General features: G+C 59.2%; 20 protein-coding genes and 1 pseudogene. 17 read left to right on the top strand and 4 right to left on the bottom strand.

From position 1 onward, the window contains the following. Positions 1–669: 669 nt before the first annotated feature. Complete coding sequence (locus HJB82_RS29065) at positions 670–1,854, bottom strand: MFS transporter (protein WP_207585761.1); 1,185 nt, start codon at positions 1,852–1,854, stop codon at positions 670–672. Positions 1,855–2,858: 1,004 nt separating this feature from the next. On the opposite strand from HJB82_RS29065, the gene HJB82_RS29060 reads away from it, so the two are divergent. From HJB82_RS29060 to HJB82_RS29045, 4 genes are all read left to right on the top strand, one after another. Then, positions 2,859–3,095 (top strand): nitroreductase family protein, encoded by a 237-nt coding sequence (locus HJB82_RS29060; protein WP_246762908.1) that lies wholly within the window; start codon positions 2,859–2,861, stop codon positions 3,093–3,095. Positions 3,096–3,173: 78 nt separating this feature from the next. Then, positions 3,174–4,160, top strand: a complete 987-nt coding sequence (locus HJB82_RS29055; protein WP_207585760.1) for a quinone oxidoreductase — start codon at positions 3,174–3,176, stop codon at positions 4,158–4,160. 180 nt (positions 4,161–4,340) lie between these two features. Then, positions 4,341–4,595: a FitA-like ribbon-helix-helix domain-containing protein gene (locus HJB82_RS29050; RefSeq protein ID WP_207585759.1), complete on the top strand. Its 255-nt coding sequence runs from the start codon at positions 4,341–4,343 to the stop codon at positions 4,593–4,595. Next, on the top strand, positions 4,592–5,023 hold the full coding sequence (locus tag HJB82_RS29045; RefSeq protein WP_207585758.1) for a type II toxin-antitoxin system VapC family toxin: 432 nt from the start codon (positions 4,592–4,594) through the stop codon (positions 5,021–5,023). Before HJB82_RS29050 ends, HJB82_RS29045 begins: the two co-directional genes overlap by 4 nt. 129 nt (positions 5,024–5,152) lie before the next feature. Here HJB82_RS29045 and HJB82_RS29040 read toward each other — a convergent pair whose 3' ends face one another. Next, positions 5,153–6,019, bottom strand: a complete 867-nt coding sequence (locus HJB82_RS29040; protein ID WP_221142196.1) for a helix-turn-helix domain-containing protein — start codon at positions 6,017–6,019, stop codon at positions 5,153–5,155. A gap of 102 nt (positions 6,020–6,121) precedes the next feature. Here HJB82_RS29040 and HJB82_RS29035 point away from each other — a divergent pair, with 102 nt between their 5' ends. The 11 genes from HJB82_RS29035 to rsgA all read left to right on the top strand — a co-directional run bounded on the left by HJB82_RS29035 (position 6,122) and on the right by rsgA (position 17,810). Then, positions 6,122–7,438: an alpha-glucosidase/alpha-galactosidase gene (locus tag HJB82_RS29035; RefSeq protein ID WP_207585756.1), complete on the top strand. Its 1,317-nt coding sequence runs from the start codon at positions 6,122–6,124 to the stop codon at positions 7,436–7,438. A 161-nt stretch (positions 7,439–7,599) separates the two neighbouring features. Next, complete coding sequence (locus HJB82_RS29030) at positions 7,600–8,394, top strand: DeoR/GlpR family DNA-binding transcription regulator (protein WP_207585755.1); 795 nt, start codon at positions 7,600–7,602, stop codon at positions 8,392–8,394. Then, positions 8,391–9,350, top strand: coding sequence for an N-acetylglucosamine kinase (locus tag HJB82_RS29025; protein WP_207585754.1), 960 nt, complete (start codon positions 8,391–8,393; stop codon positions 9,348–9,350). The genes HJB82_RS29030 and HJB82_RS29025 overlap by 4 nt, the downstream gene beginning before the upstream one ends. A 32-nt stretch (positions 9,351–9,382) precedes the next feature. After that, complete coding sequence (locus HJB82_RS29020; protein WP_207585753.1) at positions 9,383–10,639, top strand: sugar ABC transporter substrate-binding protein; 1,257 nt, start codon at positions 9,383–9,385, stop codon at positions 10,637–10,639. Beyond that, entirely contained in the window at positions 10,636–11,553 is a 918-nt protein-coding gene (locus tag HJB82_RS29015; RefSeq protein ID WP_207585752.1) for a carbohydrate ABC transporter permease, read from the top strand. The genes HJB82_RS29020 and HJB82_RS29015 overlap by 4 nt, the downstream gene beginning before the upstream one ends. A gap of 23 nt (positions 11,554–11,576) precedes the next feature. After that, the gene (locus HJB82_RS29010; RefSeq protein ID WP_207585930.1) at positions 11,577–12,410 is read left to right on the top strand and encodes a carbohydrate ABC transporter permease; all 834 of its coding nucleotides are present in this window, start codon (positions 11,577–11,579) and stop codon (positions 12,408–12,410) included. A gap of 11 nt (positions 12,411–12,421) precedes the next feature. Continuing rightward, positions 12,422–13,375 (top strand): SIS domain-containing protein, encoded by a 954-nt coding sequence (locus tag HJB82_RS29005; protein WP_207585751.1) that lies wholly within the window; start codon positions 12,422–12,424, stop codon positions 13,373–13,375. Next, positions 13,372–14,670, top strand: coding sequence for a D-tagatose-bisphosphate aldolase, class II, non-catalytic subunit (locus tag HJB82_RS29000; RefSeq protein ID WP_207585750.1), 1,299 nt, complete (start codon positions 13,372–13,374; stop codon positions 14,668–14,670). The genes HJB82_RS29005 and HJB82_RS29000 overlap by 4 nt, the downstream gene beginning before the upstream one ends. Positions 14,671–14,794: 124 nt before the next feature. Next, entirely contained in the window at positions 14,795–15,865 is a 1,071-nt protein-coding gene (locus HJB82_RS28995) for an ABC transporter ATP-binding protein (protein ID WP_221142194.1), read from the top strand. Between the two features lie 342 nt (positions 15,866–16,207). Then, on the top strand, positions 16,208–16,474 hold the full coding sequence (locus HJB82_RS28990; RefSeq protein WP_221117933.1) for a DUF2277 domain-containing protein: 267 nt from the start codon (positions 16,208–16,210) through the stop codon (positions 16,472–16,474). A gap of 313 nt (positions 16,475–16,787) precedes the next feature. Then, positions 16,788–17,810: a ribosome small subunit-dependent GTPase A gene (gene rsgA / locus HJB82_RS28985; RefSeq protein ID WP_207585747.1), complete on the top strand. Its 1,023-nt coding sequence runs from the start codon at positions 16,788–16,790 to the stop codon at positions 17,808–17,810. 148 nt (positions 17,811–17,958) lie between these two features. On the opposite strand, the gene HJB82_RS28980 is transcribed toward rsgA, so the two are convergent. After that, positions 17,959–18,264 carry a hypothetical protein gene (locus HJB82_RS28980; RefSeq protein WP_207585746.1) on the bottom strand — a complete coding sequence of 102 codons (306 nt, stop codon included), beginning with the start codon at positions 18,262–18,264 and terminating at the stop codon, positions 17,959–17,961. Between the two features lie 124 nt (positions 18,265–18,388). Here HJB82_RS28980 and HJB82_RS28975 point away from each other — a divergent pair. Continuing rightward, positions 18,389–18,599, top strand: a pseudogene (locus HJB82_RS28975) (transposase); the annotation flags it as partial. Positions 18,600–19,113: 514 nt separating this feature from the next. Then, on the top strand, positions 19,114–19,350 hold the full coding sequence (locus HJB82_RS28970) for a BrnA antitoxin family protein (protein WP_207585745.1): 237 nt from the start codon (positions 19,114–19,116) through the stop codon (positions 19,348–19,350). A 90-nt stretch (positions 19,351–19,440) separates the two neighbouring features. Here HJB82_RS28970 and HJB82_RS28965 read toward each other — a convergent pair whose 3' ends face one another. Next, complete coding sequence (locus HJB82_RS28965) at positions 19,441–21,729, bottom strand: transglycosylase domain-containing protein (RefSeq protein ID WP_259674022.1); 2,289 nt, start codon at positions 21,727–21,729, stop codon at positions 19,441–19,443. Positions 21,730–21,734: the final 5 nt, after the last annotated feature.

Below are 21,734 nucleotides of genomic sequence, written 5' to 3'. Positions count from 1 at the left end.
ACGTGCCAACGCAGGCGATCATGACGGCTACGAGAACGTTACCCGGGATACGCACGTTAGTCATGATGATCGGCCTCTGTTGGCAACCGGGTTCACGCTCCCGCTCGACGCGATGATCATCTAGCATCGGCAGCCGGCGGACTGTCGGGTCTGCGACGCCGGCTGCCGATATTGCCGCGCTTCGGGTGCCCCGGCATCGAGCGCGCCAATAGTCTTGCGCGGACCTTGGCGTAGTCGTGCCCCAACCATCAAAGCACCGGCACTCCTGTTCAAGACCCTCACTCGCGACGCATTGCTGAGTGCTCCTTTAGCTTTGTGCCGGCGAAAACATGCCCACCGATCACTATCACCTCGATAACAGCGATAAGGATTCACCTAGGTAAAGGAGGAGTTGTCCTACGCCAAACCCAGGGCCGTCGTTTTCAGATCAAGGCTTCCTTCCTCGAAGACGGTCGCGCGTTCAGGACGGTGACAGTCCGGAGGTTCACGTCAAAGGGCAATGCAAAGGAATACTTTAGCTTTGGGCCGGGCGAAGTGAACGCTCTCTTGAAATTCATGACGGACATTAAACGTATACACGTTAAGGGAGCACCGAGCACGCCGCTATTGCGTGCTCGCTTATGCTTTTCGCTGAACCTATCGAGCCGCCGAAGCAGCCAGCTCGATCGATCACCCGTTGACGCTCCGAACGCTCGCAACGCTGCCGTCGCAGGCCGCCCGGCGCTTAGCAAGCACCTTGACCGAAAAGAGCGCGTAGATGATCAACGGAAGGCAGGCGAGATAGGATGTCCTGATGCCCGCATGTTCGGCAATGAAACCGAGCAGCGGCGGCGCCAGGAAGAAGACGACGAAGGTCATCTGGCCGAGGGCGGCGACGTTGAGATGCGCCGCGCGATCTGTGCGCTGGGCCGCCGCCGAGACGGCGAGAGGATAGACCGCGCTGCAGCCGGCGCCCATCAAGGCAAAGCCCGCCAGCGCCACATAGGCATGCGGAGCGCCCCAGACGGCGCAAATGCCGATCGCCGAAAGAACAAGCAGCATCGTGGCGACGGCCCGCGCGCCAAACCGATCGACCAGTGGATCGACGAAAAGGCGCGCCAGCGCCATGCAAAAGGTAAAGAGCGTCAATCCCAGTCCGCCAACGAAGGGCTCGACCGAAAACACGTCGCTCATATAGATCGCCGACCAGTCGATCCCGGCACCTTCGACGAGAAAGGCCGCGATGCCGATCACGCAGAGCGGCATGAGGCCCCAGGTGGGAAGCGCCACCAGCGGCGCCTTGCCTTCATTCAACGGGGTCCGCGGCGGCGCATTGCGCATGCCGGAAATCGCCCAGACGCCGAGGACAAGCACCGCGGCAAAGGTCACGGCGAGATGGAGTTGCATCGAAATACCGGCTTGGCGGACGACTGAGGAGACAAGCGCCGTGACGAAGAAGCCGAGGCTCCAGAAACCATGCGCCCTGTTCATCACGCCGCGTCCTAGCTGTGCTTCGATGCGATCAATCTCGACATTGAGATTGATCTCTAGCGCCCCGGCGAGCATCCCCTCGACGAAAAGCACACAGAACACCACCGGCGCCGCACCGATCCACGGCACCAGCGATAGCAACGCAGACGTGCCGAGAACGGTAATGAATGCCGTTGTCCGCGCGCCGAGCCGGGCGATCACCGGCGAAGACAAAGTCAACGAAATCAAGGCGCCGATCGCAGCCCCTATCAACGTCAACCCAAGCTCCGACTTGTCGACGCCAAGCGCAACCTGCAAATCCGGCATCCTCGACAGCAGCGCCCCCAGCGACACGGCGAAGAGAAAGAAGCAGACATAGATCCGCTGCTGCGGCGCGATTTTCATGATGCAACTCCGGGAATTGACGCTCGAAGCCGAACGCGCGCTTTTGGATTTGTGATGTCTAACTCACACGGCCGGAGATCAAAACTTTTTTCTGAGGAGATGCGACGGAGCAGGCGAACTTAGGGACCGGCGATTTGCCTGGGTGTTTAGTCCCGGCAGCGCGACGGTTTCGGTGGGAGCCCCGCAAGCCAATATAAGTTTGCACCTCGTTACCGTGAAACCTGCGCTTGAATTCAGCTTGGCCCTGAACGTTGAAAATCCGGCGGTTAACGAGCAGTGACAGGAATACGCGCTGATAGAGGTAGCACAAAGGTGCTCTCGGGAAATTGGCTTTTTTCGACGTTGGCCAGCGGCGACAAGCCGAGAGTCATGATCTCGGCTCCTTCTTGTCTAAAACGATCTGCGGCATATTTCGTGAGCCCGATCGGCATAGGCCGTTGTGCCCGGGATTTTTCGCTTGAGGGGGCGAGGAATGTCATCCCGGAGCTTGCTGCGTTCCTAATGCCGCACGCTATTGCAGCTGCGAAGCTGGAAAATTAGAGGGCTGTCGGTAGCCGGTCAACTCGCCGCCCAGTTGTCTTTGTCCCGAATTCAGACGGTCTGAACTCCGGATCCCGACAAAACCGGGATAAAAGCAAACGCCCCTGACATCACGCGTGGTCATTTCATCCCCTTGCGCGATAGGCCACTGTTCGAGCGCGAACCTCATCCACTGCGCATTTTGACGTCAGGCGAGGCGCGCGGCTGATTGCAGTAACGCCGGCATAAAGTGCGCACCAGCAGGCCTGTAGGCCCGGGCAACTGTTGTCTCCGCCCAACGGCATCCTGAAAACAGCGGATCGGCTGTTCAACTCCCCACATCCTCGACGTCGGTAGGACGTTCTCTCACCCTTGGTGTGATTTCGGCCACCAAATGGAGTGTGCGGACTAACACCGAGCAGAATTGGCCGGCTCATCTCGAATTGATATCTTTGTGATTGTCTGAGCAAGGATCATGGACGCGTATGAGGCGGTCACGACCCCGACAGGCGCGCAGGTTCACCGACCGCGAGATCCCGAAGGAAGTGCTGGAGCGCGTGCTGTCCGTCGCGAGCTGGGCGCCGTCTGGATCGAATATACAGCCGTGTAACACCTCCATGGTGAGTGGTGCGACGCTTGCCGAGCAAGTAGCGCGCCGGAAAACCGTGGCCGCCGGCGACCCTGGACGAACAAGAAAGCAACAGGACTATCAAACGGGCTGAAACGTTCAATATGTCGAACGCCAGTCTTTGTGACCGTCACGCAAAACAGTGCCGCTATTTCGCTGAAAGGAAATCATAATGTCGCTCAAAGCACGAGCAGCACGCATTCATCAGTACGGTCCGCCTGAGGTCCTGGAGTTCGAAGACATCCTAGTCCCAGATCCTGGTGACGCAGAGGTCCGTGTCCGCAGCACAGTCATTGGCCTCAATTTTGTGGATGTCTATTTCAGACGCGGCACGATGGAGGTTCCGTCATTTCCCGCAATTATCGGCAACGAGGCAGCGGGTGTCGTCGAGGCCGTCGGAAGAAACGTTGCCTCGGTGAAAGTCGGCGACCGCGTCGTCTTCGGTCACAGCACAGGCGCTTACGCCAGCGCGGGCCTCCATCCCGCCGACCGGTTGGTGATTATACCGGACGGTGTCACCGACGAGCAGGCCGCGGGCAGTTTTTTGAAGGGTTTGACGGCGAGATATCTGGTCAAGGACGTTGTACCTTTGAAGCCCGGCGACACGATCCTCTATCACGCCGCCGCGGGTGGCGTGGGCCAGATCTTCGTGCAGTGGGCTAAGTCACTCGGGTATCGTGTCATTGGAACAGTATCCAGCCAAAGCAAGGCAGACGTTGCACGCCGGGCGGGATGTGACCACGTCATCAATTACAGCACGGAAGATTTCGTGGCGCGCACCTTCGAACTGACTGATGGAGTTGGCGTAGACGCGGTGTTTGATTCCGTCGGAGAAGACACCTTCCGTGGTTCGCTTGCCGTACTCAAAGTTCGTGGCACCTTGGTCCAGTTCGGTAAGGTATCCGGCGAAATTACTCCTCTTGATCCCTATGAACTTGGCCCGCGAGGGCTGCATCTGACATGGCCAATGCTGCAGCATTACGTTTCAACGCCTGCCCAGACCGCTGAGGCCGCCGCCGATCTGTTTGCGGCAATCAAATCGGGTGTCCTGAGGGTCGACCCTACCCGCATCTATTCATTCGACGACCTCGTCGAGGCTCATCGGGATCTTGAAGGTCGATTGACAACGGGTTCAGCGGTCCTTCGCGTGACGCAGTAGCGAAAAGAACGGAAGCCGCGCGGCGGTCGTACTTGTCCAGGGCGGGTGTCTTTCATCAATTCAGGTCTCGCTTGATCTGATAACACTGAAGTTATTTCGATGCTTCTGAATCCACTTGAAAAGAGAAATCATCCGGCATAATTTGATATCAACGAAATCACGTTTGGTTGGATGATATCAATGCCAGCGGTCACCATTCGCAATCTCTCGGATGAGACACATCGCGCCCTGCGGGTGCGAGCAGCTCATCATGGCAGAAGCACCGAGGCTGAAATCCGTGACATCCTCGAGGCTGCCGTTCGTCCATCTGAGCGCGTGAAACTCGGCTCTTTACTTGCGGCGATAGGTCGGGATGCCGAGCTTTCCGACGATGATGTTGGAGCCCTGCAGCAGGGTCGCGATAAGGCACCTGCGGAGCCGATGACGTTCGAATGATATTGCTGGACACCAACGTCATATCAGAGCCGTGGAGATCGGTTCCCGACGTGGCAGTGATCGCTTGGTTGGACGCACAAGCAATCGAGACACTGTTCCTTTCTACCATAACAATTGCCGAACTTCGTTTTGGGATTGCTTCCATGCCCCCAGGCAAACGGCAGGCTATCCTTCACGATCGCCTGGAGCGCGAAGTGCTTCTGCATTTTGTCGAGCGCATTCTACCCTTCGGCGTCACCACCTCGCAGTTTTATTCAGACCTCATGGCGCGTGCTCGGCTGTCCGGGAAAGCGATCGGCAAAGCTGATGGATATATTGCGGCCACGGCAGCGGCGCACGGTCTCGCGGTCGCGACGCGCGACACGAGCCCTTTCGAGGCCGCCGGGCTGAAGGTGATCAATCCTTGGTCTTCACCAAAATCATCTTGAACGTCGAGCTTCGTATCGTTCAAGACCCCAGCATTTTTATCCGCATCCGGGCCTCAGCTGGGCGCCTTGGGAACACATCGTAATTTCAGAGGTGCACTTCTTGCGGAAGACGTTGCGCTTCCGACAAATTCAGCCTGCCAAAGGGTTCATCCCGCTCACCGATTCGCGGAAATGACGCGGAGTGGTCCCCGTTCGCCCCTTGAATATCTCGTAGAAGCGACTACTGGAGCCAAAGCCGCAGTCAAAGCCGATCTGCAGGATGGGAGCGTCGGTGTCGGTCAGAAGCTGCATCGCCCGCGCCATCCGATATCGGATCAAATACTCGTTGACCGATATTCCCAACACCTTGCGGAAAGCACTGTTGGCCGTGCTCGGGTGGATATTTGCGCGCTTCGCGAGCTCGGGGATGCTGATCGGGTTTGCATAGTGCATATTGATCAGGTCGATGAGCCCCTCGACGTATCCCACCGCGTGGCCGGCCATAGGCGCCGGAAACAATTGGGTCGGCACGGTCTCGATTTTAGCATTGTCCAGGATCAGGCGTCTCATGCGCAGGCGCACCTCATCCACGATCAATTTGCGCCTTGCCTTACTCCCTGACTGCCATTCCCTTTCCCAGCGTGCAAACATCGAAACATCCGGGTTTTCCTGAGGTCCCTGCGTCAGGAAGCGGCCCTGCATGATCAATTGCCTGGCCCCTCTGTCTACCGGCAGGGCAAGGAAATCGACGAGGGGAAGATAAGCGCACACCAAAGGCGCGTTTTCGGTAACGGCGATCGTCTGGTGCGGGATCGCCGCCCAGAACAGAACCAGCCGCCCGGCCTCTACCTGTTCCTGTCTGCCGTTGAACAGGTAGGTCATCTGGCCTTCCATCAACAGGTTCAACTCGACGTGGTCGTGCCAGTGCGGCGCTGCCATCGCATCGGCCATGTGACGCTCGATCAGGAATGCATCTCTCGATGCAATCCATTCGGCGCGATCGTGATTCCGTTTCATTTTCTGGCTTCGACTCGAATCCCGGAATTATTAGTCGGATAGCAGGAGGAAATTCTGATTCAGAAGGAGCACTAAGCAATCATAACCGATAGGGAGATTGCAATGCCGAAGATTTGCCTGGTGGGCGCCGGTAGCACCGTATTTGCGCAGAACATTCTGGGAGATGTCTTGTCCTCGCAAACGCAGGGGGCTTACGTCATCAGCCTGTTCGATATCGACCCGGAGCGGCTAAAGACATCCGAAATCGTTGCTCGCCGGATTTGCGAGGCCCTGGGGCGTTCAAGCGTCAAGATTGAAGCCACTTTGGACCGGCGCGACGCTCTTCGCGGGTCGGACTTCGTCATCCTCATGATGCAGGTCGGCGGTTATAAGCCGGCGACGGTGACGGACTTTGACGTTCCGAAGAAATACGGCTTGCGTCAAACGATTGCCGACACTCTCGGCATCGGCGGCATTTTCCGCGGCTTGCGCACGATCCCGGTATTGGAAGCGATCTGCCGGGATATGCAAGATGTGTGCCCGCAAGCGCTGCTGATGCAATACGTCAACCCGATGGCCATCAATTGCTGGGCGATCAACGAACTGGCGCCGGAAATCCGCACGGTCGGCCTGTGTCACAGCGTTCAACACACTGCCGCCCATCTTGCAAAATGCCTGGACGAAGACGTTGCCGACGTCAATTACGTGTCCGCCGGTATCAATCACGTCGCCTTCTTCCTGAAATACGAGAAAGTTCATCGCGACGGCCGCCGGGAAGACCTTTATCCGCGATTGAAAGCGCTGGCGGTCGAGGGTCGTGTTCCGGTCGATGACCGCGTACGCTTCGACGTGCTCCAGCGCCTTGGCCACTTCGTCACCGAGTCCAGCGAGCATTTCTCCGAATATACCTCCTGGTACATCAAGGAGGGTCGAAACGACCTGATCGACCGGCTCAACATCCCGTTGGACGAATACCTCCGCCGCTGCGATGTGCAGATAGGCGAATGGCGTGCCCTGCGGCAGGAGCTGGAAGGCGAGAGACCGATCGAGGTTTGTCGCAGCAACGAATATGCTGCCGGCATCATCCATGCTGCGGTAACCGGCACCCCGGCCTTGATCTACGGCAATGTTGCAAACAATGGCCTGATCGAGAACCTGCCTGCGGACTGCATCGTGGAAGTGCCCTGCCACGTCGACAGAAACGGCGTCCAACCGGTTCGCATTGGACGGATTCCGTCCCAGCTGGCGGCTGTCATGAATCTGAGTATTTCCGTGCAGCGGTTGACCGTTGAGGCTGCCCTCACAAAGAGCCGCGAGCGCATTTATCAGGCCGCTCTGCTGGATCCTCATACCTCCGCAGAACTCTCGCCCGACCAAATCTGGAGCATGGTCGACGATCTTATCGACGCTCACGGCGATCTCCTGCCTCAGTATCAGTGACATCAGCAACATCGCCGTTCCCTAAAACGCGCCGCGGCATCCGCGGCGCGTTTCTTGGTCAGTGAGGAAAAAAATCAAAAAACACCAATATTATGATTGACTATGATCTATTTGAGTGGAAATGTGATCGATATGGCGAACATTGTTGGAGGAGCTTTTCGGTGAATCAGGCAGGCGGAGTGAAGGTCGATCGTCTGGATGCCATCCGCAGCCACCTCTACGCGAACGGCTTTTCCACGATCCAGGCGCTTGCCGACGCGATCGGGGCGTCGCTCGCCACCGTACGCAGAGACCTTCAGATTCTTGAGCAGGAGGGGGCGATTGATCGTGTGCATGGCGGAGCCCGCATTGCGGATGGGTCGTCGGTCGAGGTCGCGTTTCAGGAGCGCGAAAAGCGCCATTTATCGGCCAAGCGTGCCATTGCCACTGCTGCCTATGAATTGCTGCATCCGCGCACGGCAATCTTCCTCGATGCCGGCACCACCGTCCTGCAGCTCGCCCGCCTCATCAGGATCAACCCGATTCCGCTCAGGATATTCACGAACGGCCTGACGGTGGCGCAGGAATTCCTGAACATTCCAAACCTCGAAGTGGTGCTTCTCGGCGGCCAGCTGCGCAGCGAAAACGCATCATTGGTCGGGCCACAGGCGGAGGCGATGATCGAGACGATCTGGTTCGACCAGCTCTTTCTTGGCGCAAGCGCCATCAGTCCCGACGGCGCCATCTATAGCGTCGATAGCGCGGAAGCCAGCCTCAATCGACGTATGCTGGCTCGATCGGCAAATCGCTTCGTCCTGGCCGACTCATCGAAATTCGGAATGATGGCGACCTACAAGGTGGCGCCGCTCAACACTGCAAAGGTTATCACCGATTCCGCACTCCCGCGCCATTGGCGCGAGGAACTGGCTAATTTCGGCGTCGACGCGACGATCGCAGAGCTGGGGGCCAAGGAATGAGCGACGAGCTGATCCTCGGTATTGACGGGGGCGGAAGCAAGGTTTTCGTCGCCCTCGCAGATCGGAGTGGTCGAATCCTGCGCAGCGCCCGCGGCCGCGGCGTCAATCCGATGGACAATCCGAACTGGCTGGAAGAGCTGGAGCAGCATCTGCTGCCTTTCCACAATGAGCCAAAATTGATGGCGGTCGCCGCGGGGCTTCCCGCCTATGGCGAGGTCGCACGCCTGTCGGCCTTGCAACGCGATGCGATCCAGCGCGGCTTCCCGAATGCTCTCCGCCAAGTTCTCAATGACGTCGATGCGGCACATCTTGGCGCCTTTGGCGGCAAGCCCGGCATTCTCATTCTCTCCGGTACGGGTTCGATGGCCTGGGCGCGCAACGCGGCGGGAAGTTCGGCACGCATCGGCGGCTGGGGCGATCTGATCGGCGACGAAGGAAGCAGTCACTGGATCGGGCAGAGGGCGCTCAACCTCATCAGCCAAGGCCTGGACGGTCGCGCTGCCGCGACCGCTCTGGCGACGGCCCTGTTCGACCACCTCGGCATCAATCCTCTCGATCCCATGAACGGGCTCGGCGACTGGGCAAGCGCGCTTTTAAACCCAAGGGCGGAGATCGCAGCGATTTCAGCTCTCGTGGATCGGGTCGGGTGCGATGGCGACGCGGGAGCCATAGGATTGCTGGAGCAGGCAGCCGATGAACTCTCAAAGCATCACCGTGCGATTTCCGGGCATTGCGATGCCAATGCCGATTGGACTTATGCGGGCGGCACCTTCTCCAGCCGGCTCCTTTTGGGAGCACTCGAGCGGAGGATTGGAAAGCCTCCGGCGCCACCGAAACTTCCCCCCATTGGTGGCGCCCTTCTGGCTGCTGCCCAACTTCTCGACTGGCCCTTGGACGAGAGCTGGTTCGGGCAAATCGCGGCCACTGCTCAGAGCCTTGGCGCGCACGCGACTTAAACCGAGCATCAAGAACAATGAAGGATGGGAACATGCACAAATTTGTCTTGCGACTACTTGGTTCAGCGGCCTTGGTCTTTGCCGTGCCCGCTTTGGCGGACGACGCAAAACCGCTCGCCGGCCAGTCGATCACGGTGTTGATGCCGTCACCCCAGGGTCCGACCATTGCGGCGGACTTCGAAGCAGAGACTGGCATCCATGTCGACCTACAGACGCTCTCCTGGGACGATATCCGGCCCAAGCTGGTGACGGCTCTGGTCGCGGGCACCGCGCCGGCCGACGTTACCGAATTCGACTGGTCATGGACAGGGCAGTTCAGTGCGGCGGGCTGGTTCCTGCCGCTGGATGATGTGATCGATGCCGATACTCTCAAGGATATCGGTGTGGCGAAGATCTTCACCGTCGATGGGAAGCTTCTCGGCATTCCCTATACGAACGACTTCCGAGTCATGTTGGTCAACAAGAAGCATTTTGCCGATGCTGGTGTGTCGGAAATGCCCAAGACACTGGACGACCTCGTCGCCGCCGCCAAGAAAATTAAGGAAAAGGGCATCGCCCAGTATCCGATCGGCCTGCCGCTTTCGGCAACGGAGGGTGCTTCGACGAGCTGGTATCTATTGACGAAGGCCTTCGGCGGTGAGCTTTTCGACAAGGATTTCAACCCGCTCTTCACGTCTCCGGACTCGGCTGGTTATAAGGCGCTCGCTTTCGAACTCATGCTTCTCAAGGAGGGGCTTGTCGACCCGGCATCCACCGGCCTCAAGGACAGCCAGATCAACGAAAGCATGTTCGGGCAGGGCATCACCAGTATCATGATCTCTGGCGAGCCCGGACGTCTCGGCCAGATGAACGATCCCAAGCAGTCGAAGGTCGCCGGTCAGGTAGAAGCCATTCTGGTGCCGACTGCGAGCGGCGAAACGCGCAGCTTCGGTCTTCCCGAGGCCCTTGCCATACCGAACGTCTCTCCGAACAAAGAGGCGGCGATCGCCTTCGTGAAGTGGTTTACGAGCAGGGATTTCCAAAAGAAGAATGCCGCAAACGGCTTCCTGCCAACCCGGACTTCCGCACTCTCCGAACTGAACGACGCCGGCAAGCTGAATAGCGGCGATGTTCTGGTGGCGCAGTCCAAGACCGTCGAGCCTCTTTTCCCGCAAGGCACCCCGCCTTGGTATCCCCAGTTCTCGAGTGGTGTGAATACGGCGATCAACAGTGCGGCTAAAAGCCAGATGAGCGTCGATCAAGCGGTGGAGGCGATGGCTGCGGCTGCCAAGCAGGCGATGGCGCAATGACTGCCTTCGCGTCCGAGGGTCTGCCGAGCAAGCGTGGTGTCGGCTTCAATGCCGACACCACGCTTGGGCTTCTGCTGGTCTCGCCGATCGTCATCACGATGGCGGCGTTGGTCTTCTACCCGATGGGGCGAACGGTCTGGGACAGTCTGCACAGGGTCAATCCCATGCAGGCTGGCACTCCCTTCGTCGGTCTCGAAAATTACAGCCGGATGCTCTCCGATGGCCAGCTCGCGACGACCTGGACCAACACGCTCATGTACGTCGTTCTGGCGGTCACTGCAGAAACCGTGTTCGGCGTTCTTGCGGCCGCGCTCATCAATCAGATCAAGGTCGGGCGTCAGTGGCTTCTGGCTGCGGTGATCCTGCCCTGGGCGCTGCCCGGCGTCGTGAACTCGGTCATCTGGCTTTGGATTTACCAACCTGGCGCGGGCCTGTTGAACGGCATTCTCTCCGCGCTCGGGCTCGCATTTGAAAATCATGTCTGGTTCAACGATCGCACCAGCGCAATTGTCGCCGTGACGATCGTACACGTCTGGCGAATGATGCCGCTCACGATCGTGATTGTTCTCGCCGCAATGCAGAGCATACCGACGCATCTCTACGAGGCCGCGCGGATCGATGGCGCCACCCGCGTCCAGATGTTTGGATGGGTAACCCTTCCCCTCGTTCGCAGCGCGATCGCGGTCGCGATGACGAACGCAACGGTAAACGCCTTCAACCTCTTCGATGAAGCTTGGGTCCTGGCAGGTGCCAGCCTCGAGACCAGGCCGGTGCTGGTCCAGATCTACCTGGAAACGTTCCAGAACCTCCGCTTTTCCTACGGAATGGCGCTGTCGGTGGTGATCACGCTCGTCTCTCTGCTGATCTCGCTCGTCTACGTCCTTCGCGTTTACCGCAACACACGGTTCGACTGATGAAAGCCACTCTTGCCTATCGAATGATGATCTGGGTCGGTGTCCTCGTGCTGTTGATCTGGTCTTTGGGGCCGATCTACTGGACCATTGCGAGTTCGGTCACGCCAAGCGAAGACTTCTCGGTCCGCCCTATCAACTTTTTTCCGCAGCACTTTACGCTGGATCACTATTCGCGGTTGTTCGGCATCAACATTGCGCGGATCGGAGGGGTGGAGGTCTTCAAGCAGTTTCGCGCCGCTTTGCTGAACAGCATCGTGACCTCCGTCGCAGCGACGCTGTTCTGCGTCGCAATATCCGCGCTCGGAGCTTACGCCTTCACGCGGCTTCAGTTCCCCGGCAGGAAAACACTCTTCGTTGCCGTCGTTGCGACGCTCGCCATTCCCGCTTACGCGGTGCTGATCCCGCTCTACCAGATCATGATCAAGCTGCATCTCGTCGACACCTATGTCGGCGTCGCGCTGATTTATGTTTCGGCATTCCTACCGCTTTCGCTCTGGCTGCTTAGAAGTGTCTTCGAAGCTCTTCCGATCGCGCTGGAGGAAGCAGCGCAGCTCGATGGCGCCGGCAGGCTTTACATCTTCTTCAACATCGTCCTGCCGCTCGCCGGACCCGGGCTGACGGCAGCGGCGATCCTGACCTTCCTGGGGGCCTGGGGACAATACCTTGTCCCGCTCATCTTCTCGCCGCAGGCGACCAAGCCCTTGACAGTGCTCATCCCGGAATTCGTGACGAAGAACTTCATCGATTACGGCCTGATCACGGCCAGCGGCTCGATCGCGATCGTCATCCCCGCCCTCGTCGTCATTTTTCTCAACCGTTACCTCGTCAGCGGCCTGCTGGCTGGTTCGGTCAAATAATCGGAGACTTCATGAATACGACCGAAAAGGTTATTTTCGAGCAATTTCCCTATTGGGAAAAGGCCATTGGCGTTAACCCCGCCGATGACCGCTTCAAGCTACTCGTCTTCGTAGGCTGCGGCACTTCCTTCAATCTCGCGCTCTCGCTTGCGGCCTATTCCAATATGGCCGGGCGAAGGGCGATTGCAGTCCCTGGCGCCGAATGGCAAAACCGGCCCTCGGCATTCTGGTCCGAGTGGCGTGACACGCATGTAGTGGCGCTTTCGCGGAGCGGTGAGACGACGGAGACAGTTGCTGCCGCGAAAGCGAGCCGTGCCGCCGGCGCGTTCGTCACTGCTCTAACCGTCGAACCAGAAAGCTCTCTTGCCAAAAACTGTGATCGGCTGGTTTCTGCCGAAACCCATCCCGACGAAGGCATCGTCATGACGGTTTCGGCAAGCCTGATGGTCCTTCTTGGACTGCAGATGATCGGGCGGCATGTGCCGGGCTCCGTTGTCGGTTCCGCCCGCAAGCTCGCCGGCGCTCTCGATCATGCGCTTCCCGGCATCATCGCAGACAGAACCCACTTCGTGTTTCTTGGCGGAGGTCCGCTGTTCGGCATCGCCCTGGAAGGCGCCCTGAAGCTCATGGAAATGAGCCAGATCATGACGCAAGCCTTCCACCCCCTGGAGTACCGTCACGGGCCGATCAGCCTCGTCGACCGAAAAACGGCGGTGGTGATGCTCTACAGCTCCGACCAGAGAGAGGCGGAAATAAAGCTGGTTGGCGAATTGAAAGAGAAGGGCGCCGTCGTCATTGGCCTCGGCGGCCCCGGCGATGTGGAGCTCGCGGTGGATGTCGATCTTTCGCTCGCGGGTCTGGTCGTCCTTCCCGCGCTGCAGGTCCTCGGCGAGCGCGCCGCTCAGGCTCGGCAGATCGATACGGTATCTCCCCGCCACCTGACCAAGGTCGTGAAGCTGGCATGACGCAGATCGAAGAGAACCGGCAGACCGCGCTTCGAAAGCTTTTCGGCGCGAGAAATCTCGCCTGTCCACGCGGGATCACCTCGGTCTGCTCAGCGCATCCTCTGGTAATCGAGGCCACGCTCCGCCGCGCCGCCGCGGAGGATCGGCCAGTCCTCATCGAAGCCACCTGCAATCAGGTCAATCAGGAAGGCGGCTATACCGGGATGACGCCACCGGACTTTCGCCGCTTCATCGAAAACGTCGCCACGGCCGTTGGTTTTCCAGCCGAACGCGTCATCCTGGGCGGCGATCATCTTGGTCCGAACCCATGGAGGAAGCTGTCGGCGCAGGAAGCAATGGCGCGCGCCTCGGCCATGGTCACAGCCTATGTGGAAGCCGGGTTTGAGAAGCTGCATCTCGACACTTCCATGGGCTGCGCCGGCGAACCGGCTGCACTTGACGACGAGATCACCGCCGTCCGCGCCGCGCAACTGGCAAAAGCTGCCGAAGAGGCCGCTCATCGCTGCGGCCGGCGCCCGCCGGTGTATATCATCGGGACCGAGGTGCCGCCTCCCGGCGGTGCAACTCACGCACTCGAAGAAATCGACATCACCCGTGCCGATGCGGCAGTGAGGACACTGGCGGTCCATCAGACATCATTTTCCCAAGCTGGTTTGGCTTCGGCAATGGATCGGGTGATCGGTATCGTGGTTCAGCCGGGCGTCGAATTCGGCAACACGAACGTGGTCCTTTACAAGCCCGAACGAGCGACCAGTCTTATTCAGTCGCTGGACGAAATGCCGGGGCTGGTTTTCGAAGCGCATTCCACGGACTACCAGCCGACCAGCGCTTTGTCCGCTCTGGTCGACGGCGGCTTTGCCATTCTCAAGGTAGGACCCGGGCTGACGTTCGCGCTTCGCGAGGCCCTCTACGGTCTCGATGCGATTGCCGGCATCCTCGCCGGAACGACACCGGGAACCGGACTGGCCGCGACCATGGAAACAATGATGGTGGAGCAACCGGCGCACTGGGCAGGGCACTATAGCGGCAGCCCCGATGAAGAGCGCCTGCAGCGGCATTTCAGCTATAGCGATCGTATCCGCTACTACTGGCCTGATCCAAGGGCAGCCGCGGCAGTCGACGCATTGTTCAACCGGCTCCCGGACGCCATTCCCGAGACATTGATCAGCCAGTATCTCGGGCGGTTATATCCGGACGTGGTGTCAAAGCGGGTCGATCCCAATGCCCGAAAACTCTGTCTTTCAGCCATCGACGCGGCCTTGGCTCCCTATTCTGCCGCGACCGCAATGCAATGAGCAGTTTGCAGCCGCTTAAAGCACGTCGCCCGGAAGTGTGCAGCGGTTCCGGGATAACGACATGCATAAAAACAAAGGACTAAAGGCTGCTCGTCGAACTACGAACATCCAGCCGGAGAAAATCATGGCGTCAGTAAGTGTGGCGAATGCCCGTAAGAGCTACGGTCACTTCGAAGTCCTGCATGGGGTGAATATTCATATCGACGACGGGGAATTCGTGATCCTCGTCGGCCCTTCCGGCTGCGGAAAGTCGACATTGTTGCGAATGATCGCCGGCCTCGAAGAGATTTCCGACGGCAGAATTTCGATCGGCAGCAAGGTCGTGAACAACGTCGCACCGAAAGAGCGCGACATTGCCATGGTCTTCCAGTCCTACGCGCTTTACCCGCATCTGACGGTCGAGGCGAATATGGGATTTTCGCTGAAGCTGGCGAGAGCTCCCAAAGAGCAGACGAAGCAGCGTGTTCGGGAGGCTGCCCAAATCCTTGGGCTCGAGCATCTGCTCGGCAGATATCCGAGAAATCTATCGGGCGGCCAGCGCCAGCGTGTGGCGATGGGCCGTGCGATCGTGCGTAATCCGCAGGTCTTTCTATTCGACGAGCCATTATCCAATCTGGACGCGAAGCTGCGCGTTCAGATGCGCTCCGAAATCAAGCAACTGCACCAGCGACTGAAGACAACAACAATTTACGTCACTCACGACCAAATCGAGGCAATGACGATGGCCGATCGCATCGTCGTGATGCGGGACGGCTTCGTAGAGCAGATAGGCTCCCCTCTCGATCTCTACGACCAGCCGGCGAACCTGTTCGTAGCAGGGTTCATCGGGTCTCCGGGGATGAACCTCATTCACGGGCAGGTCAGCAGGTCGGGACCGGTTGAATTCGTCGCGGATGGCGGTGGAAGGCTGCCATTGCCCGAAGGGACAACATTGGCGCGCGGCGCCGCAATCACCTATGGCATCCGGCCTGAGCACCTGACGATCGGACAAGGTCCCGTGACGGCTGAAGTCGCCCTTGTCGAGCCGACCGGAGCCGAGATCCAGGTCACCGCCAAGCTCGGTGCCGATAACCTCGTTGTGACGGTGAGGGAGCGCCTTGAACTCTGTGCGGGTGATAAGCTCGGCCTAGCCCCCGACCTCAGCAAGCTGCATCTGTTCGACGCTAAGACTGAAAAGCGATTGATGCCCGCCTGATTGATTGGGAGCACTGGTTCAATATCAACGTCTTTTCGGCACTTTCGACTGGCAATGCGAGGCCGCCATAGGATGATTTTAGACCGGGTCGGCCTAAAATCTGAATCCTGTTCTACATTAAAGGGTTAGAGCATGATGTTATGAGAAAACCGCTCACACTTTTCGGCATCATGCTCTGACAACGCCAAAGTCACGGGGACAACCCCGAAGCGGGGACGCTGCTTCCGCGGTGCGTGGACCCGACCGCGGCGAAGCGGTCCGTTTGTAAATCACGCTCACGCGACTACTTTATATGAAGCAATCCTCTTCTCGGTGGAAGAGAGAGGCGATCGGGAGAAAGCCATGTGCCGAAATATCAAACCCCTATTCAATTTCGATCCGCCAGCTACGGACGAGGAGGTCCATGACGCCGCGCTTCAGTTCGTGCGCAAGTTGAGCGGAACCACCAAGCCGTCGAAACGCAATGAGGCGGCGTTCGAGCAGGCGGTCATTGCGATCACGAAATGCGCCCACGAGCTGCTCAGTTCGCTTGAGACCTCCCAACCCCCTCGCGATCGAGAGGAAGTTGCTGCAAAGGCGCGCGCGAAAACAGCGATGCGCTTCGCGTAACAGAGCTCCAGCTTACCTCACCTCATAACCCGAGCAGATGCGTGCCGCTTGCGCTTCGACGTCCTTTGGATTCAAAATCGCGCCAGCTCAAGCTCGCTTGTCGCACCACAGCCTCCTCAATTGGGCAGCCTTATACCTCAGCGCGTTTCGCAAGTCCTGATAGGGGAACGGCCAAGCTGCCGCCCGCAGCGTTCATGCACGCATGATCAGCACAAAGCCGGAAAATGTGATACTTGCCCCCTAACTGAAACCGCCGATTTCTACAGGACGGAGTTAGCCCATCGAACGCGACACAGCACCCACTACCTGGTCTTTGAACCTTGAAAGCGAATCTGCATTCCTCAAATCGCAGGGATGGTCTGAATTCTTTTCGGATCAGCTGACATCAGCAGAGAGCGATCTCGTCCCACGGCGCATTGCCGAGGTTCACCGTAGTCGTCTGAGCATTGTCTCGCCAACGGGTCTAGCGAAGCTGAAGATATCGCATCAAATCAACACCGGCGAGTTCGCCGTGGGCGACTGGGTGCTGGTCGAGCCGCACGATCATGCGTTGGTTCGGCGTCTGGAGCGCAGAACGTTGCTGCAGCGCCGGACCGAAGGCCGAGCTACCTACCAGCTCGGTGCTTCCAATGTCGATACATTATTGATCGTCACGTCCTGCAATTTGGACTTCAACGTGGCCAGATTGGAACGCTACATCGCACTCGCCAATCAGGCAGGAACGGCGCCCGTAATCGTCCTCACAAAAGCGGATACCACCGACGACGTACCTATCTATCGGCGCGACGCAGCGGCGCTGCAACGCGATCTGCCCGTCGTGGTACTGGACGCGCGATCTATAGATGCCGCGGCCGCTCTCGCACCGTGGTGTCAGCCCGGGCAGACGATCGCGCTCGTCGGCTCCTCCGGGGTCGGTAAATCGACGTTAGTCAATGCTTTGGCAGGACTACGCGGTGACCAGTCTCAAAAGACTGGCGGCATTCGAGAGCATGATGCCAAGGGCAGCCATACGACAACAGCACGCTCAATCCACCCAATTGCAGGGGGTGGATGGGTCATCGATACGCCTGGAATGCGTACCCTCCAGGTGAGCGACGCTGCCGATGGTATCGACGCATTATATTCAGAAATAACCGAGCTGGCGCCAAATTGCCGGTTCCGGAACTGTAGCCACCAGCACGAACCTGGCTGCGCAGTGCTGTCGGCCGTGGATGCCGGAGCTTTGTCTCGTGATCGATTGTCCCGATGGCGGGCGCTATTCGACGAGAATGTGAAGAACTCGCCACAGGAAACTGGACCGCGCGGCAACAAGACAATCCGGAGGAAGAACCTGTAGGGGGTTACGCGCCGCAGCACATCAAGATTTTTTTAAACAGGCGAACTCCGGCTGCAGGTTGTCTCTCAACCGCCGAAGGGCCGCTGATATTGTTGCGACGGTCGACGCCGAACTATGGCCTTGTGAACAACGCTCTTGGCGCGAGTTCTTAAATTCCTGACCCGTCGAGCTGCTGAGCGTCCTCGCCTTCCCAGGGTGCGGGCATCGAGGTGCGATTGAGATTGGCAGAGGGCATCGGCATCCAGCACTTCAGTTCCGGCGCGGCATATTCGATGATGCGGCCAGGTGAGGAATCAGAGGCGCGCCAGCCTTCTGCACCGAAATGATCGCCATTCGACCAATATGCGAGGTCAACTTCTGCCGGCCCCTGTTCGGACTGACGGATCGTGACGAGAATCCGACTGCCGTCCTTCGGTGCGCTTGCCATGTCGCGCCAGCGCTCTGGCTCGTCCATTATTTTTCCTCCTGCCTTGCTGTCGATTGCAAGTGTCGCCTCGCCATCGAAAACGGTCAACTCAAACTTTGCCACAAGCCATCCTCTATCGATGACGATCCATCGCGATGGTTGATCCAGTAATATTAGTCAGGTTGTGGGATACATGAAGGGCAAGAGTGCCCTCCACCTTGGGCGGGTCTACGGTGAGAGAAAGCGCGGCTTTACCGGGTAGCACTTTTGGGTGCGTGGGTACGTCGTGTCTACTGTCGGTCGTGATGAGGAGACAATCCGCGATTATCCGCAACCAAGAGAAGGACGACCACAGGCTTGAGCAATTGAACCTGTGGCGTTGAACGGCCACCTCCAGGTGACGCATTGAAACCGGGGCCGCGTCAGCGTCCGCATCCCGACGCTTTGAGCGGCTCACATATTAAAGCCCCCGGCTTTGCCGGGGGATACTTACGCTTCCACCTCGCCGTAGAGCTGGCCGCATATCGTCTCAGATCTCGGTCGCCAGCTCTTGCCGTCCATATCGTATTGCAGGGCAAAGCTGTAGAGCCGGCGGTCATCAACGTCCGTTGGTCACGAAACCAGCATCAGGACCATCACCCTCGGCTACACATGGTGCGGCTCCGGAAACCAGGCGCCGCTTTCCAAGGCCAAACCAAGTCGTCTGGATTTCGTTCCCTCTATTCGTTAAATGAGATTCGTGATCGGTACGACGCACTGCTGAAGGAGCGGCCGCTTTGCAAAATGGGTCTCGTTGGAATGACGGGAGCAGTTAACGACCCCAGAAGCGTCCTGGCGGACGATCAATCCCATGATAAGACCGTGACCGCAGAAATGAGCGAACCATTGGAGAGAACCGTGACCAAAACTCCACGCCGCCCCGTCAATGCGCTTGATGCCGCGGAAGCCTTGTTCAGGCCGGCCAAAAAGGTGGCCGCCGCACCGCCCGTCGAGCGGCCGGCGCTGCCGAACGTCAAGGAACAGGTCACTCTGAAACTCGACAGCGACGTGCTCGTTTATTTTCAGGAGGATGGCCCGGGCTGGCAGGACCGCATCAACGATGTGCTCCGCGCCGCGATGAGGAACGATGGCTAAGCGGTTATGCGGCCGCTGCTGACCCCCTTCGTTCAAAGGATTTCCAGTTCCATATGCCGACCGCGGTACAATTGCGGCACTGCGACGTCCTCATTGCACATACACCGGGACGACTGCGGAGGTTTCGTCGCGGTAGGGCAGGCGGATTTGGAAGCGGTGTTCTCCGCTCTGAATGGGCCAGAAGACAGGCTTGTCGGGGTCGGTGACGGCGAAGGGCTGGCCGTCGACATACCAGACGATCTGCGGCACATGCGGTTGGACATCGGCCTTCAGAGGCAGCCGGTCGAATGCCGCCGGCTGTTCCGGATTGCGCCAGATCTGACTGTTGCGAGCCGGTGTCGAGATGGCGAGACGGATCTGCGGGTTGGAGCCATCGGCGTTGGCGAGTGAATTCTTGCTCCTCTCGGCTGTTGCACTGATCGACACAGGTTTGAGGGTGGCGTCCGGACCAGGCGATCGTGCAGCCACCTTCGGTATCTCGTCGGGCTTTAACCATTCGACCAGCGTCTGGCTGCAGCTGTTGTCATTCGTCTGTCCATTGACGACGCAGACCTCCATCGGCTTGCGGTCCGGTGGCGTCGGGAAACGCGCGTCGGCGATGTCTCCCGGCTTATTGCCGTGCACCCTGTCGAGGATCGCGTGCACGAGGCGGGCGGCACTGCCGGCGCCGGTCATCCGGCTCATCGTGCCGTCATCGCCCCGTCCGATCCAAACGCCGACGATGACCTTCTCCGAATAGGCGATCGCCCAGGCGTCCCGATAGCCTTGGGAGGTGCCGGTCTTGATGGCGACGGGGAATGGATATTCCAGCGTGCCATAGCGATGGAAGCTCGGCAGCCGGGCCTGCGGATCGGAGAGGAAGGAGGTAATCAACCGGGCCGTATCGAGCGAAATGACCCTAACGGATTGCGGCTGTGGCTGCTCGCGCGCCCAGCGCAAATCCTGCATCTGGCCATCATTGGCGAGCGCCCCATAGGCCCGCATCAGCCTATCCAGGCGGGTCGGCAGCGAGCCGATTGCCATCGACAGGCCGAAATAATCGGCTGGGGTTTCCAGGTCGTGCAGACCGAGATCGCGCAAAAAGCGGAACGTCGTCTCGAGACCGATGCTGCGCAGTAGATTGGTGGCGGGAACATTGCGCGAATTGGCCAGTGCCTGGCGCGGCAGCATAGGGCCGAGGAATTCGCGATCCGCATCGCCGATGCCCGACGCGCCTTCCGGCAGATCGAGCAACATGTCGGTTGGCTTCAGTAAGCCGCGCTCGAAGGCCAGCGCATAGACGAAAGGTTTGAGGGTCGAGCCCGGCGAGCGCTGTGTCCGGGTGTAGTCGAATGCGCCGGCATGCCTGCCGTAATAGTTGGTCGAACCCACTTGGGCGAGGACTTCGCCTGTTTGGCGCGACACCACCATGGCGCCGACTTGCTGCGCGCCCGCAGAACGCCAGTGATCGAGATATTGTCGTGCGAGACCAGTAATGTCGGCCTGCAGGGTGAGGTCGATCGTCGTGTGGATCAGCGGCGTGCTGGCGGACGCAGGGGCTATCTGGCCGTTCTCGATGAGCTCATGATAGCGCAATATCAGGTGCAGGGCATCCGGGCGGCGGGGTATGTCGGGCATCCGCATCTCATCGAGCTGATGATGGGCGATCTCTGCCTCGTCAGCCCTGATGATTTTCTGTTTCGCCAGCGCGTCCAGCATTTGATGGCCGCGGTGAATGGCCCGGCGCAAGCCCTGCGGCCGCAGCGGGTTCATCCGGGTCGGCGACTGCGGGATCGCTGATAGCAGCGCGATTTCCGCCCAGGACAAGTCTGCGACCGGCTTGTCGAAATAGAGCCGCGCCGCATGGGCGATGCCGTGGCTGCCATTGCCGTAAGGCGCCAGCCGCAAATATTGCCCCAGCATCGCATCGCGGCCGTAACGCAGGGTCAGGAGGACGCCGGTGCCGGCCTCAAGCGCCTTGTGGATGAGCGTGCGCGATTCCGGCTGCTGCATCCGCGCCACTTGCATCGCAATGGTCGAGGCGCCCGAGCGGCGGCCGACGGCATCGAGATTTTGCCAGGCTGCGCGGCCGACAGCGTAGGGATCGATGCCGATATGGTCGTAGAACCGCCTGTCTTCGAGGGCAAGCGTTGCCTTGACGACGCGGTCGGGCAATTGCTCCAGCGGCCAATAGCCATAGTCGATACGCCCACTTGCGCCGTCGGCATGGCCGATCTGAGCGAGGAACGCGCCGCCGCGATCATAAAGTATCGAGGTCGGCGCAGGCGCGATCAACTGCGCGCGCTGATTGATGAGATAGCCATAGACCAGGACGCCGGCTGCGAGAACCAGCGAGGAGAAACGGACAAGCGTTGATCGGCGGCTTCTCAAGAGTGTCATTGCCC

The sequence above is a fragment of the Rhizobium sp. NZLR10 genome (genome assembly GCF_019685125.1).
In the GTDB taxonomy this organism is placed as follows: Bacteria; Pseudomonadota; Alphaproteobacteria; order Rhizobiales; family Rhizobiaceae; genus Rhizobium.
The sequence above is the reverse complement of the archived record's forward strand: the minus strand, read 5'-3'. Positions and strand labels throughout refer to the sequence as shown.

What these genes read in the sequence shown, in the direction of transcription:
- HJB82_RS29065 (WP_207585761.1), bottom strand. Translation starts at nt 1,854, where the DNA reads ATGAAAATCGCGCCGCAGCAGCGGATCTATGTCTGCTTCTTTCTCTTC.
- HJB82_RS29060 (WP_246762908.1), top strand. Translation starts at nt 2,859, where the DNA reads ATGAGGCGGTCACGACCCCGACAGGCGCGCAGGTTCACCGACCGCGAG.
- HJB82_RS29055 (WP_207585760.1), top strand. Translation starts at nt 3,174, where the DNA reads ATGTCGCTCAAAGCACGAGCAGCACGCATTCATCAGTACGGTCCGCCT.
- HJB82_RS29050 (WP_207585759.1), top strand. Translation starts at nt 4,341, where the DNA reads ATGCCAGCGGTCACCATTCGCAATCTCTCGGATGAGACACATCGCGCC.
- HJB82_RS29045 (WP_207585758.1), top strand. Translation starts at nt 4,592, where the DNA reads ATGATATTGCTGGACACCAACGTCATATCAGAGCCGTGGAGATCGGTT.
- HJB82_RS29040 (WP_221142196.1), bottom strand. Translation starts at nt 6,019, where the DNA reads ATGAAACGGAATCACGATCGCGCCGAATGGATTGCATCGAGAGATGCA.
- HJB82_RS29035 (WP_207585756.1), top strand. Translation starts at nt 6,122, where the DNA reads ATGCCGAAGATTTGCCTGGTGGGCGCCGGTAGCACCGTATTTGCGCAG.
- HJB82_RS29025 (WP_207585754.1), top strand. Translation starts at nt 8,391, where the DNA reads ATGAGCGACGAGCTGATCCTCGGTATTGACGGGGGCGGAAGCAAGGTT.
- HJB82_RS29020 (WP_207585753.1), top strand. Translation starts at nt 9,383, where the DNA reads ATGCACAAATTTGTCTTGCGACTACTTGGTTCAGCGGCCTTGGTCTTT.
- HJB82_RS29015 (WP_207585752.1), top strand. Translation starts at nt 10,636, where the DNA reads ATGACTGCCTTCGCGTCCGAGGGTCTGCCGAGCAAGCGTGGTGTCGGC.
- HJB82_RS29010 (WP_207585930.1), top strand. Translation starts at nt 11,577, where the DNA reads ATGATGATCTGGGTCGGTGTCCTCGTGCTGTTGATCTGGTCTTTGGGG.
- HJB82_RS29005 (WP_207585751.1), top strand. Translation starts at nt 12,422, where the DNA reads ATGAATACGACCGAAAAGGTTATTTTCGAGCAATTTCCCTATTGGGAA.
- HJB82_RS29000 (WP_207585750.1), top strand. Translation starts at nt 13,372, where the DNA reads ATGACGCAGATCGAAGAGAACCGGCAGACCGCGCTTCGAAAGCTTTTC.
- HJB82_RS28995 (WP_221142194.1), top strand. Translation starts at nt 14,795, where the DNA reads ATGGCGTCAGTAAGTGTGGCGAATGCCCGTAAGAGCTACGGTCACTTC.
- HJB82_RS28990 (WP_221117933.1), top strand. Translation starts at nt 16,208, where the DNA reads ATGTGCCGAAATATCAAACCCCTATTCAATTTCGATCCGCCAGCTACG.
- HJB82_RS28980 (WP_207585746.1), bottom strand. Translation starts at nt 18,264, where the DNA reads ATGGACGAGCCAGAGCGCTGGCGCGACATGGCAAGCGCACCGAAGGAC.
- HJB82_RS28965 (WP_259674022.1), bottom strand. Translation starts at nt 21,729, where the DNA reads ATGACACTCTTGAGAAGCCGCCGATCAACGCTTGTCCGTTTCTCCTCG.